A 13,324-nucleotide genomic window follows, 5' to 3' on the forward strand; every position below is an offset into this window, starting at 1 on the left:
TTAAGCTCATGGATGTCCCGTCTTGGATTTGGGAAAAGCGCAAGTGTAAGTGTAAGAACATTGAAGGTGGCAGAGTTTCGTAGCGAAATGGAGCAATCTAAAAATAAGCTGCTGATCGATGTCCGCGAACCGGATGAATACAAGAGTGGATTTATTCCGGGGGCGAAAAACATCCCGCTGTCTCAGTTGGAAAAGCGGCTCGGTGAGATCCCTAAGGATCGGGATGTGTTGCTTTACTGCCGCAGCGGTATGCGAAGCAAAAGTGCAGCGCGGATGCTGAGTAAGCATGGGTATACTCGGCTTGCACATTTGCAGGGCGGGGTAAGTAGCTGGGATGGGAAGTTGGGTCGGCGGTAACTGAACTGATTTTTCTGAACTAACTATACTTAAATAACTCTAACAGAGCTAATTTAAACTGACCTTACTTTAACGCAACGTACTTAAACCAATTAGCTTTTTGATGGATAGTTAAATTTTGCTGGATCTAGCATTAGCTGTAGAGTGTAATTGACAGCATTAGAAGACGAATACTATACTTTTGTGTAATAGGACGAAGCACGTCCCGTACCCATATTGGGTGCGGGATTTTTTTATGCCAAGAAGGAGGGTGACGTATGGGATTTACGGAGGAGCATCGTAAGTGGGTAGAGGATCATATTAGTAGAAGAACGGGAGAACGGCGGGGGAGATTGGAGCGTGGCCATGGTCATGGTGAGCGGATGTTTTTGGAGAAGGTATGGTGGCCTATGCTGGGGCATTTCAATGATCTTCATCCTGAATATGAAGTGTTGGATTGGCGTAGCAAGCCCTACTTTGTTGATTTTGTGTGGAAGCCTGGTCAGGTTAAGTTTGCGTTTGAAGTAAAGGGCTATGGCCCACATGTGCAAAATACAGACCGAACGCGCTACAGGCAAGAACTAAATCGAGAGACTTATCTGCAAATCGCGGGTTATCGGGTGGTGGCGATTCCTTATGATGACCTAGAAGCGAGTCCTGAGCTTACGATTACTTTGCTAAGACCATTGCTTATGCCGTACCTCGCATTGAGGATGGAAGATCAGTGGGAGTTTAGTCGACTGGAGCGTGATATTTTGCGGATTGCGGTTCGCACGAATGGGTGCATTCGGCCAGTTGATTTGGTGAGGGAGCTTGGAATCCACCCCCGTACGGCTAAAAAAGGGTTGAGTGCACTTTGCGAAAAAGGAAGGTTTAGTCCTATAATTTCGGAGGAGAGTGGCATAGTTTGTAGATATGAATATATCCATTCTTTCAAGGATTTTCAGCTATGGTGAGATAAAAAAATGCCCTAGATACCGCCCAAAAGGCTGGAATTGAGCGAAAGAAAGGCAAAAATGCCTTGGATACCGCCCAAAAGGCTGGAATTGAGCGAAAGAAAGGTAAAAATGCCTTGGATATCGTCCAAAAGGCTGGAACTGGACGAAAGAAAGGCAAAAATGCCTTGGATATCGCTCAAAAGGCTGAATTTGGACGAAAGAAAGGCAAAAATGCCTTGGATATCGCTCAAAAGGCTGAATTTGGGCGAAAGAAAGGCAAAAATACCCCAGATAAGCCCCTTCCAATCTACCTCGCCCCGTTATCATCCGCCTCTCACTTCACCAAGGGAGACGAGCGAAGCACCCCAAAAATCTCTAATTATGACCTGATTTTCACTTAGATTGTTAAGGTGTTACTTATTGGTTTAATCTTCTATGATTATGGTGATAGACCAGATTTGTGTTTAAACACAGTCAACTACCTCGACGACATATGAAACCGCTATCAACTTGAATCGAAGGAGCGATTTTGATGGAAACAGTGACATCTAAATATCCATTTCAACAGATTGATTTAACCCTAAATGACCGAGTGCAGGATCTGATCTCCAGATTAACGCTTGATGAAAAAGTAAGTCTGATCCCCCAGTATCAAGCTGCCATAGAGCGTTTGGGTGTTGGAGCCTATAAGCACGGTACAGAAGCGGCGCACGGAATTTCCTGGCTTGGAAAAGCAACCTCTTTCCCTCAGCCAAGTGGACTAGCTTGTACCTGGAATCCAGAGTTAATGAAGGAAATCGGTTCGGCTATCGGAGATGAAGCAAGAGCATTCTACAAAAAGAACCCAACGGTGAACGGGCTGACGTTATGGGCACCAACGGTGGATATGGAGCGTGACCCACGGTGGGGCAGAACGGAAGAAGCCTATGGTGAAGATCCGGAATTAACCGGACAACTCAGTACATCACTTGTGCAAGGAATCCAAGGCGATCACCCTGTCTATTTGAAAGCGGTCGCAACGCTTAAACACTTCCTAGGCAATAACAACGAGATCGAACGCGGAAATTGTTCTGCCAGCATCGATCCAAGAAATATGCGCGAGTATTATCTGGAAGCGTTCAAGCCTGCTTTTCAAGAAGGTGGCGCACAGTCCATGATGACCGCCTATAACTCGGTGAATGGTGTACCGGTTATTCTTCATCCAGCAGTGATGGATGTTGTCAAAGGTGAATGGGACATGGACGGTTTTATCGTAAGTGATGCCGGTGATTTATTCGGTATTGTGAAGGATCATAAGTATTATGAGTCTTTTGCACAGTCGATGGCGGAATCTATCAAAAACGGAATTGATAGCGTAACAGAAGAAACCGAGGAGACGATCAAGGTTCTTCATGAGGCACTAGATCAAGGTCTGCTGGCAGAGGAAGATTTGGATCGTGCACTAACTAACACCTTTAGAGTTCGTTTCCGTCTGGGAGAGTTTGACCCTGCTGAAGGAAATCCATATGCAGCAATCGACGATTCCGTGATTCTTAGCAAAAAACATGCCGCACTTTCCTTAGAAGCTGCCAAACAATCCATTGTACTGCTGAAGAATGAACAAGCCACATTGCCACTCAGCAAGACTAAATTAAACAAAGTGGCGATTATTGGTCCGCTTGGCGATGAAGCTTTCAGAGATTGGTATTCTGGCACATTACCATATGGAGTGACTCCACTTCAGGGTGTTAGTAAGAAGCTGCCTGGTAAACAAGTTACTTTTGAGAGTGGCGCAGATCAAATTATTCTTACCTCAGCCGCAAACGGCCAAGCCATTGGAATTACGGGTGAGGACGGAAGGTTGGCTGTACAGCATGACACGGCAGAGCACGGAGAATTGTTCCAACATACGGCATGGGGCTGGACTAGCAATACTCTGAAGGCGACAAGTCGTGCACAATATGTAACTTTAAGCGAAGCGGAGACACTCACAGCATCTTCGGACGAAATCTACGGCTGGTTTGTAAAAGAGTCTATTAACATCGTGCCTGAAACCGAGGGTACGGTATCTTTACGGACCTGGAATGACAAATTAATCTCCGTTAATTCGGAGGATGGCACGCTGCAGGTTGCTAATCAGGACGCAAGTGCGGACACTCGTCTTTTCAAAAAGAACATCGTTACAAACGGACTAGAAGCTGCGGTTGAAGCCGCCAAAGCTGCTGAAGTGGCAGTGGTTTTTGTCGGTAACCATCCACTCCTTAACGGAAAAGAAGAAATCGACAGACCTGATATTGTGCTTCCAGAGGAGCAGGAGCGTCTGGTCAAAGCAGTCTATGAAGCGAATCCGAATACAGTGGTAGTTATTGTCGGTAGTTACCCGATTTCTTCCACTTGGATTGACGAGAATATCCCGGCAGTTTTGTATACTTCTCACAGTGGACAAGAGCTTGGCAATGCGGTGGCAGAAGTGTTGTTCGGAGATTACAGCCCTTCCGGCAAGCTGAATATGACTTGGCTCCGTTCTGTGGAGCAGCTGCCTGAGCTGATGGATTATGATATTATCAAAGGCAAAAGAACGTATATGTACTTTGACGGCGAGCCATTGTATCCATTTGGTCACGGCCTAAGTTACGCTGAAGTGACTTATAAGGATCTAAGCCTAAGCACCAAAGATCTGCAACAAGAGGATACGCTTAACATTTCCGTTCAAGTAGATAATACTGGAGTAGTTGATGGGGACGAGGTTGTTCAGCTATATGTGCAGGCTTTGAATTCCCGGGTCAAACGTCCGATTAAACAATTGAAGGGTTTTGAAAAAGCGAGCATCGCTGCAGGTCAATCGCATACAGTAGAGTTTGCATTACCAGTTACTGAGCTAGCATTCTGGGATGTTACACGCGAGCAATATTGCGTCGAAAATGGAGAGTACGCGATTCTGATCGGCCGTTCTTCTGCTGATATTAAATTATCTTCAATAGTAACGGTTAAAGGGGACATCATTCCTTCCCGTAATTTATATAACAACACCAAAGCAGAGAACTATGATGACTACGAAGGCGTATATCTGGATGAATGCAAAGCAGGCGGAGCTTCCATTCATCCGGTAAAAGAGGGCGCTTGGATTGCTTTTAATGACGTATTGTTCGATCATGGAGCAGTATCAATTGAAGCTCTGGTATCCTCTGCAAAAGGTGGCAGTATCGAGATTAGAACTGGAAGCGCGGTTGGGAAACTGGTTGGAACTGTGACCGTTCCTTCTGGTGGAGTTCTGCAACAGTGGAGCACATTGACTGGTGAAGTATCCTTAGAGTCTGGTACTACCGATGTTTATGTAGTCTTTAACGGTGAGGTGCTTCTAAGCACGTTTCAATTTAATCAATAATAGAGATGACCTTTGATTCTGGGATGGAGTGTGCAAATATGGAGTGCTTGGGATGTCGGATTGCTAACGGAATTGAGTCTAATGTAAAAGTAGTATATGAGAATGAATTTATTACTTGTGTGCTAGATATCGCTCCGTTTAACGAAGGGCATATTCTGATCCTTCCAAAAAAGCATTACCTAGATCTCGAAGAAATCGATTCAGAGACTTCCTATGCGATAATGGACGGGTCGAAGAGGTTATCAGTTGTTCTGAGAACTTTGTTCGAGCCAGATGGCATAAGCATATGCCAAAATGGTGGAAAGTTTAACGACCTGACCCACTACCATATGCACCTCATCCCTAGATACGAAGGCGATGGATTCGCTTGGAGTGAACCACTACACCCGCACGGTGCCGAGAATTTTTTAAGTGAAACGCAAGCGAAATTTCTTGACGTTTTAAAAGGGAAATAACGTAAAAAGGGCATTCCTGAAGCAATATCAGGGATGCTCTTTTCCTTTTGCTATACCCGCTAATCACTTCCGCCACCGCCGCCAGAGTCCCCGCCGCCGGAATCACCGCCACTATGTCCGCTATCCCCACCCCAGTTATGACCGCTGTCATGTCCGGAATGGGGAAGGGAGTCGTCTCCCCCGTGGTGGTGCTTATGGTGGTTGTGATGTTGGTGATTAGAATGATTCGGGTTATTTGTATCCAGCAGATCTGGATGGCTAGCAGTCATAAAAGACGCGCTGTCAGCGTCATTTCGCCTATTACCTTCTGATCTATTACCGTTTGAGCTCGAACGTTTACGAGTAATTAATATAATAAATACAATAAATATTATCCAAAAGGTCATTTATGAGTGCTCCTTCCAGTCGTTGATTATAGGCTAAATCTCCTTGAATTGTACCATAATATTGAAAAAATGATTTAAAGAAATGAAATGAGATTGTTCATTTTTATTTAAAAAGGTTGATTTTATCACCCCGATTTGCTACCATACGATGTAACTTAATAGTTATTGTTTTCTAGGGTTCCGCAGCTGGTACACAGCTGGTCTGGTCCGAGGGAAAACGCACGAACAGCATCGTTCGTGTTTACACGGAGGGATAAAAGCCCGGGAGGTGTCGTCATAAATGACGATGACCTTCCGGGCTTATTTGTTTGTTTCGTGGGCAATTATAAAGTTAGTGAATTGAAGGAGGGCTTGAAATGAAGAACAATTCAGAGTGGTTAAAGGTAGTTGGTGCAGCTGTTTTCGAGGTCATGTGGGTCATCGGTTTAAAACATGCCTCCTCGATGTGGGAGTGGCTGATAACTGTGGTAGCTATAATAATAAGCTTCTATGTGATGATTTCAGCAAGTGCCAAACTGCCGGTCGGCACGGTATATTCCGTGTTTGTTGGTCTAGGAACTGCAGGTACAGTAGTTGCGGACATGGTTTTATTCGGAGAACCGTTCAAGTTGATGAAGCTGGTTCTAGTGGTTATTTTGCTGGCAGGCGTTATAGGATTGAAAATGGTGACCAAAGAAGCCGTAGTAAAGGGGGAGTCTTAAATGGCATGGGTATTTCTGGTCGTTGCTGGTTTATTTGAAATGTTTGGAGTAGCTATGATTAATAGATTGAACAAACACCGGAATTTCCTGTCGTTCGCGCTGCTCTTTCTTGGTTTCGGAGCAAGCTTTCTGTTTCTGTCTTTAGCTATGAAGAGTCTGCCGATGGGAACAGCTTATGCGGTATGGACGGGGATCGGTGCATCCGGCGGAGCGATTCTGGGGATGATATTGTATGGAGAGGCCAAAGACTGGCGCCGGATCGTCTGTATTATTATGATTCTGGGGGCCGCTGTGGGACTAAAACTGATAGCTTAGTTTGGTATTCATTCTTTACTTTTCTCTTCAAAAGAGCGATTAGTTATAAATTGGACACGATTCAGATGTTTAGAAAGGTTCTTATAGGTCGTATAAAGTAAGTATACAATACTTCAATAAGGGGATTTTTAATATGACTAAGGATTCAATCGAACATTTGGCTGAAATCACAAAAATGAACCAATCTAACCGCATACTGCTTCCAGATGGAACGTCGCTTCCCAGAATTGGGCAGGGAACTTGGAATATGGGTGACGACGCGCCCCGTAGAGAGGAAGAGATTGCTGCACTGAGATTAGGTGTGGAACTAGGGATGGATTTAATAGATACGGCTGAAATGTATGGGGACGGACGCTCGGAGCTTTTAGTAGGTGAGGCTATCCAAGGCATTCGGGATCAAGTTTTCTTGGTGTCAAAAGTCTATCCACATCATGCCGGGAATGAGCACCTTATCCGCAGCTGTGAAGAAAGCTTGAAACGCTTGAATACGGATCATCTGGATCTTTATTTGCTGCATTGGCGGGGGGATATTCCACTAGAAGAGACTGTTGTAGGTATGGAGAAACTGGTCGCTCAAGGAAAAATAGCAAGATGGGGTGTATCCAATTTCGATATCGACGATATGAAAGAGCTGCTTGGTATTGAAGGGGGAACTCATTGTGCAACCAATCAGATTCTATATCATTTAGGGTCCAGAGGAATTGAAACTGAACTGCTGCCATGGCAGAGAAGTCACAAAATCCCGGTAATGGCTTATTCACCGCTTGCGCAAGCAGGTGCGCTCCGAAAAGGAGTGGTCGAGAGTGAAGTCGTTCAGGAAATCGCCCGTGTTCATAACGTAACACCACTTCAGATTATGTTGGCTTGGACGATTCGCGAAGAGGATATCATTACGATTCCGAAGGCATCTTCTCGTGAGCATGTCATTGAGAATGCCTCTGCAGGTCTAATTACGCTAAGTGAAGAAGAAAGATGGAAGCTTGATGAAGCCTTCCCAATACCATCTTGGAAAGTGCCGCTGGATATAATTTAAGATCAGATTAACCAAAAAAGCTCACCGAAAAGGTGGGCTTTTTTGGTTATGAGAAATCCAATGTAGGCCGTGATCATACGGATATTTGATGGTCTAAGAGAATGGAGCTTGTTATAATGATGAGCCTCTGGATGGCAGGGAGCTGATCAGGAACGGAAGTCTTGCGATTATTCGCAGGCTTCCGTTTTTTCTTTTGGTTAGAGGTGCGAGGGAACTGGGAAGATGAGGGATTAGCGTGCAACGCAAGGTTTATTTCATAGATATAAGTCTCACTGGTCAGAATAACGAAACAGGTTCTTCTGGAGGTGTTGAACCGCCAAAGTAAATAAATCCAAACAATCCTTATTTTCCGGGTCGGATCAAAAGCTAGTTGGCTTCTGTATGGGCTGTGGCAGGAACTCTTAAATGTTGTCAACAATGATCATGCCGAAACCGTGTTTTCAATTTGATGACAAAGAAAGCGTTTTAATTTAGGATGTGACCATAAGGGATAACCTTTAATGCATTTAAGTAAAGAAGGGTCCCATTCAATAATTTAAGGGGGCATTTTAAATGGCCACAACTGAAACACAGAAAAGTTCATCCGGTGGTGTACGGGTGAAAGTTCAACAATTCGGTCGTATGCTAAGCGGAATGGTGATGCCGAACATCGGCGCATTTATCGCTTGGGGGTTAATTACGGCATTATTTATTCCTACAGGTTGGTTTCCTGTTGAAAGCTTGGCGAAATTAGTAGGTCCAATGATTACTTACCTGCTGCCACTCCTGATCGGTTATACCGGCGGGCAGATGATACATGGCAAACGCGGAGGTGTAATCGGGGCTATAGCGACGATGGGCGTTATTGTCGGCTCGGACATTCCAATGTTCCTCGGCGCAATGATCGTGGGTCCCTTAGCCGGTTGGGTGCTGAAGCAATTCGACCGTGCAGTTGATGGTAAAATCAAAGCCGGCTTCGAAATGCTGGTTAACAATTTCTCACTTGGGATTATTGGGGGTCTTCTGACTCTCGGGGCTTACAAAGGAGTCGGACCCCTTGTACAGGGTCTAACCAATTTGCTGTCCGATGGTGTGCAGTTCCTGGTTAACCATAGTCTACTGCCACTCGTTAACATCATTATTGAGCCAGCCAAGATCTTGTTCCTGAATAATGCGATCAACCACGGAATACTGAGTCCAATTGCGGCAGAGGAATCTGCGAGAATAGGTAAATCTATTCTGTTCATGCTGGAATCTAACCCTGGTCCAGGTCTGGGTATCCTGCTTGCTTACTGGCTCTTTGGACGCGGATCGGCAAAATCGTCTGCTCCTGGCGCCGTAATCATTCACTTCCTGGGTGGGATTCACGAGATTTACTTCCCGTACATCTTAATGAATCCTCGTTTGATCCTGGCTGTTATCGGTGGTGGTGTTACAGGTACATTTACTTTCCAATTGCTTGGTGCAGGGCTTACAGCCTCACCTTCTCCTGGTAGTATCTTCGCCTATATCGCAATGACGCCAAAAGGTGGATTCTTCCCGATGTTCGCAGGTGTAATCGTTGCAACTGTTGTATCTTTCCTGATTGCTTCGCTGCTACTGAAAACAAGCCGTAAGAATAACGAAGATGAGGATGATCTGGAAGAAGCAGCAGCTAAAGTGAGAGAAATGAAATCTGCAGGTACTGTCACTCAATCAGCAGCTACTGTGAATCATGCAATAACTCCTGGAATTGCTGCGAACGTAGCTGGGAATGTCCGCAACAAAGCTGACGTCAATAAAATCGTCTTCGCTTGTGATGCAGGAATGGGTTCTAGTGCCATGGGCGCGTCTGTACTAAGGAAGAAACTGCAGAGCGCAGGGGTGAACATTACCGTCGTTAACTCCGCAGTCAGCGAGATTCCGTCTGACGCAGACATTGTAGTGACCCAGAAGACTCTGACCGACCGGGCGATTGCCAGCAACCCTAACGCAGAGCACATCTCTATTGATAACTTCCTGAAGAGCCCGAAATATGATGAGCTTGTGGAACGTTTGAAGTAAAGAGAGTGGGTGAACAATAATTTATATTTGTTATCAAAAAGGAGACGCTGGCCCCCAAGCCAGCGTTTGTCTCCATATAAGGCGAGGGTTCCCCACATGAGGAAAATAACCGCCAGGCAGCGTCAAATGATCTCGCTGCTTTTAGAGGCAAACGAAGAGATCACGGCCGCAGAGATTGCGGCAAGTACTGGAGTCAGCGTCAGAACCGTGCACCGGGAAATGGAAGACATCGAAAAGGTCCTGCAGGATTTTGGACTGGATCTCATCAGAAAGTCGGGAAAAGGTATTCAATTGAGTGGCTCGGAGAGCGGGCTGACAGAGCTTCGCCTATTTCTGCTGGAAGAGAAGCCGGTAGAATATTCGGGCGAGGACCGTAAGGTGTATGAGCTATGTTCCCTGCTTGAAGCGGAGGAGCCGGTGAAGCTGTTCGCCCTGGCGCATTCCTTAAAAGTTACCGTGGCAACCGTCAGCTATGACCTTGACGAACTGGAGCCGTGGGTCCGTAAATTCGGCCTGCAGCTGGTGCGCAGAAGAGGGTACGGTGTTGAAATAACCGGAGGCGAGATGGATAAGCGCCGGGCCATTGGCCGATTGGCCGCAGAGCATCTGGATCAGTCTGATCTGGTGGGGCACAATCTGCAGGGCGAGGGGAATCCGGTCTTCAAGATGCTGTTGTCAACGGTAGGCAAAAGCAATCTGATGGATGTTGAGAATACCCTGTGGGACATGGAATGGAATTGGACGGCTGAACTGCCGGAGATTGTCTACATGGAGCTGCTGCTCGGATTATCTGTTGCTGTACGCAGGCTGGAACTCGGAAGGGGCATCAGCAATGCCGAAGAAGCTGGTTATTCACGGCTGTCGGATCACCGCAATATTGCAGGTGCAGAGGATTTTGTAAGGCGACTGGGAGAGACGCTGGAGTTTCAATTTCATAGGACAGAAATTCTGTATATCGCAGGCTTGTTTGACCTGGCGCAGGACTCCTTTTCCTCCGCGGGCTACGCTTACGGCGACATTGAACTGATGGAGATCGTTTACCGGCTGACGGAAAGTGTCATCAAGCGGACCGGAATTCCATTTCAGACCGACCGTTCTTTACGGGAAGGGCTGCTAGAGCATATTGATCCGGCGCTAAAACGGATTCGTGAAGGCACAAGGATTCGTAATCCCCTGCTCGTTCCTATTCGCAGGGATTATGAATATCTGTTTACTATAGTTCGGGCGGCAGTGGAGGATATACAGCTGGAGCTGGAGATTCCGGATGAAGAGATCGGGTTTCTGGTCATGCATTTTGGCGCATCTGTGGAAAGACTGAATCAGCTCAGGCGCAATGTGCGGGCGATTCTGGTGTGCGCCAGTGGACTTAGCTCCTCCCGGCTGCTGGCTACAAGGCTTACGAAAGAGATGCCGCAGATCGAAATTCTCAGGAATATTTCCTGGTATGAGGCAGCCCGCCTGCCGCAGGAAGATTATGATCTGATCATCTCTACCATTGATCTTCCGTTGGATAAAGACCGCTATATCAAAATCAGCCCCCTGCTGACCGGGGAAGAAATAGAGAAATTACTGAATTACATCCAGAATACTACGTTGAAGGAACGAAATACACCTACCGCTGGTGAGCCGGACCCTACGGTTCGTGAGGAAGCGTCTTTGGACCGCCTGAAGAGCTATAAAGGAATTCTGGATGAGATAGTCAGATTGTTGGAACGTTTTCAGTTCCATCCGCTGGATAATAGCGGAATGAGCCTTTCCCGGACACTCGCCGCGATGCTGGATTTGCTGAACGGCAGCGGAGTCGTAGGGGATGCCGAGATTCTTCTGGAGCGTCTGCTGGAGCGAGAAAGAATGGCCAGCCAGGTAATCCCGGATACCGGACTGGCGCTTTTTCATACAAGGAGCAGCCATATTCTGATGTCTTCCATAACGTTATACCGGCTCCAGCAGCCTGTTTTACTGGGAGGAGATACCGAAGTCAGGGTTATTCTGTTGATGCTCGCCCCGCGCAAACTTTCTAAGGAAAGCCTGGAAGTGCTTAGTGAGATCAGCGCCCTGCTGCTAAATTCAGAGCTTGTAAGACTGCTTGAGGAACGGTCAGAGCTGGAAATTCGAGGCTATTTGTCGTCGGAGTTGCTACGTTTTTTTGAAAATAAAATGTGAAAGCGAGAGAAACCATATGAGTATACTGTCAGAGAATAAAGTAATTATGAATGGTGCCGCAAAAGATAAATATGAAGCGATCACTATGGCCGGCCAGCTGCTGGTAGATGCAGGACATGTAACAGAGGAATACATTCCCAAAATGCTAGAGCGGGAAGAGGTAGTCTCCACATACATGGGCGAAGGCTTGGCCATTCCGCACGGGACTAAGGATGCCCGGCCTTTTATCCAATCTACAGGATTGTCCATCGTCCGGTTTCCGGATGGTGTAGATTTTGGCGGCGAGGAGCCTGCGTTTGTGGTAATCGGAATTGCTGCTGCTGGAGACGGACATATGGAAATATTGACAAATGTGGCGATGATCTTCAGCGAAGAGGATGCGATCGAACGGGTGATGAGTGCGGCTACACCTGCGGATGTCATTGCCATCTTCGAAGGAGGAGTTGAGTAATGAAAGCAGTCCATTTTGGTGCGGGAAATATTGGCCGTGGATTTATTGGTCTGCTGCTGTCAAAGGCAGGGTATGAAGTATGCTTCGTGGATGTGAATGAAGCGTTCGTCTCCCAGCTCAAGGAGCGCGGTGAATACCCGGTAACGCTGGCCAGCGAAGGCCAGGAGACGGTTACCGTTACAAATGTGACAGCACTTAGCAGTGTAACTCATGCCGATGAAGTGGCCGATGCCATTGCTGATGCAGATCTCGTTACGACAGCTGTTGGCGTGTCAATCCTGAAGCACATCGCCGGAGTTCTTGCCGAGGGAATCAGCAGACGGGTGGCCGTCACCTCCGCACCGCTGCATTTGATTGCCTGCGAGAATGCCATTGGCGGCAGCGCCCAGCTCAAAGATCTTGTATACGCACAATTGGATGAAGCAGCCCGCGGAAAAGCTGATGCTTCTGTAGCATTTCCTAATGCAGCAGTGGACCGGATTGTGCCGCTGCAGCAGCATGAGGATATTCTCAAAGTTGTGGTAGAGCCATTCTACGAATGGGTTGTGGATGCATCGCAAATGCTTCCGGGCTATACCCCTGTTGAAGGGATTCACTACGTAGATAATTTGGAACCTTATATCGAGCGCAAGCTGTTTACAGTAAACACCGGACATTGCTCTGCAGCTTATCTTGGCTACCTTCGTGGCTATGAGACCATTCAGCAAGCCATGGGCGATGAGGAATTGACAGCGCGCGTCCGGGAAGTTCTAGAAGAAACCGGAGCAGTGCTGGTGAATAAACACGGCTTTGATCAAGCGGAGCACAGCAAATATATCGATAAAATCCTCGAACGCTTCCGCAATCCGGCGTTGACGGATGAAGTGTCCCGGGTCGGCCGCTCTCCAATCCGCAAGCTGTCACCGAACGACAGGCTCGTGTCCCCGGCACTTCAGGCTTATGACCGGCAACTGAGCTATTCGGCTCTAACCCGTTCCATGGCGACGGCGCTGCTGTTTGACGTGAAGGATGATCCAGAGGCCGTAGAGCTACAGGCATCCATTGCTGACATCGGAGTTCCGGCAACCGTTACGAAGTATACAGGCATTGCTGCAGGACATCCGGTGCATCAGTCGGTTATGGCAGAATATGAGCAATTGAAATGATGAAATGCAAAAGAA

13 protein-coding genes and 1 riboswitch are annotated in these 13,324 nt (G+C 47.0%); of the genes, 12 read left to right on the top strand and 1 reads right to left on the bottom strand.

All coding sequences use genetic code 11. The features are described 5' to 3' along the window. The first annotated feature begins 12 nt into the window (after positions 1 to 12). The 5 genes from QNH28_RS07270 to QNH28_RS07290 all read left to right on the top strand — a co-directional run bounded on the left by QNH28_RS07270 (position 13) and on the right by QNH28_RS07290 (position 5,093). On the top strand, positions 13 to 357 hold the full coding sequence (locus QNH28_RS07270; protein WP_283910786.1) for a rhodanese-like domain-containing protein: 345 nt from the start codon (positions 13 to 15) through the stop codon (positions 355 to 357). A gap of 257 nt (positions 358 to 614) precedes the next feature. Continuing rightward, positions 615 to 1,292 carry a hypothetical protein gene (locus QNH28_RS07275; protein WP_283910787.1) on the top strand — a complete coding sequence of 226 codons (678 nt, stop codon included), beginning with the start codon at positions 615 to 617 and terminating at the stop codon, positions 1,290 to 1,292. 65 nt (positions 1,293 to 1,357) lie between these two features. Beyond that, positions 1,358 to 1,675, top strand: coding sequence for a hypothetical protein (locus QNH28_RS07280; RefSeq protein WP_283910788.1), 318 nt, complete (start codon positions 1,358 to 1,360; stop codon positions 1,673 to 1,675). 131 nt (positions 1,676 to 1,806) lie between these two features. Then, the gene (locus QNH28_RS07285; protein ID WP_283910789.1) at positions 1,807 to 4,638 is read left to right on the top strand and encodes a glycoside hydrolase family 3 protein; all 2,832 of its coding nucleotides are present in this window, start codon (positions 1,807 to 1,809) and stop codon (positions 4,636 to 4,638) included. A gap of 38 nt (positions 4,639 to 4,676) precedes the next feature. Beyond that, positions 4,677 to 5,093, top strand: a complete 417-nt coding sequence (locus QNH28_RS07290) for an HIT family protein (RefSeq protein WP_283910790.1) — start codon at positions 4,677 to 4,679, stop codon at positions 5,091 to 5,093. 59 nt (positions 5,094 to 5,152) lie between these two features. Here the strand turns inward: QNH28_RS07290 and QNH28_RS07295 are convergent, their stop codons facing one another. Next, entirely contained in the window at positions 5,153 to 5,479 is a 327-nt protein-coding gene (locus QNH28_RS07295) for a hypothetical protein (protein WP_283910791.1), read from the bottom strand. A 161-nt stretch (positions 5,480 to 5,640) separates the two neighbouring features. Then, positions 5,641 to 5,749: riboswitch (guanidine-I (ykkC/yxkD leader) on the top strand. Positions 5,750 to 5,835: 86 nt separating this feature from the next. On the opposite strand from QNH28_RS07295, the gene QNH28_RS07300 reads away from it, so the two are divergent. The 7 genes from QNH28_RS07300 to QNH28_RS07330 all read left to right on the top strand — a co-directional run bounded on the left by QNH28_RS07300 (position 5,836) and on the right by QNH28_RS07330 (position 13,309). Next, positions 5,836 to 6,180 (top strand): DMT family transporter, encoded by a 345-nt coding sequence (locus QNH28_RS07300; RefSeq protein WP_283910792.1) that lies wholly within the window; start codon positions 5,836 to 5,838, stop codon positions 6,178 to 6,180. Then, on the top strand, positions 6,181 to 6,495 hold the full coding sequence (locus QNH28_RS07305) for a DMT family transporter (protein ID WP_042125359.1): 315 nt from the start codon (positions 6,181 to 6,183) through the stop codon (positions 6,493 to 6,495). It begins immediately after the preceding gene. Positions 6,496 to 6,628: 133 nt separating this feature from the next. Further along, on the top strand, positions 6,629 to 7,528 hold the full coding sequence (locus QNH28_RS07310; protein WP_283910793.1) for an aldo/keto reductase: 900 nt from the start codon (positions 6,629 to 6,631) through the stop codon (positions 7,526 to 7,528). A 552-nt stretch (positions 7,529 to 8,080) separates the two neighbouring features. Then, positions 8,081 to 9,550, top strand: coding sequence for a PTS mannitol transporter subunit IIBC (locus tag QNH28_RS07315; RefSeq protein ID WP_283910794.1), 1,470 nt, complete (start codon positions 8,081 to 8,083; stop codon positions 9,548 to 9,550). A gap of 96 nt (positions 9,551 to 9,646) precedes the next feature. Beyond that, positions 9,647 to 11,713, top strand: coding sequence for a BglG family transcription antiterminator (locus tag QNH28_RS07320; protein WP_283910795.1), 2,067 nt, complete (start codon positions 9,647 to 9,649; stop codon positions 11,711 to 11,713). A gap of 16 nt (positions 11,714 to 11,729) precedes the next feature. Continuing rightward, positions 11,730 to 12,164 (top strand): PTS mannitol transporter subunit IIA, encoded by a 435-nt coding sequence (locus QNH28_RS07325; RefSeq protein ID WP_283910796.1) that lies wholly within the window; start codon positions 11,730 to 11,732, stop codon positions 12,162 to 12,164. Further along, positions 12,164 to 13,309 (top strand): mannitol-1-phosphate 5-dehydrogenase, encoded by a 1,146-nt coding sequence (locus tag QNH28_RS07330; protein WP_283910797.1) that lies wholly within the window; start codon positions 12,164 to 12,166, stop codon positions 13,307 to 13,309. The genes QNH28_RS07325 and QNH28_RS07330 overlap by 1 nt, the downstream gene beginning before the upstream one ends. The last annotated feature ends 15 nt before the right edge of the window (positions 13,310 to 13,324 follow it).

The organism is Paenibacillus sp. G2S3 (assembly GCF_030123105.1).
Taxonomy (GTDB): Bacteria; Bacillota; Bacilli; order Paenibacillales; family Paenibacillaceae; genus Paenibacillus_AQ.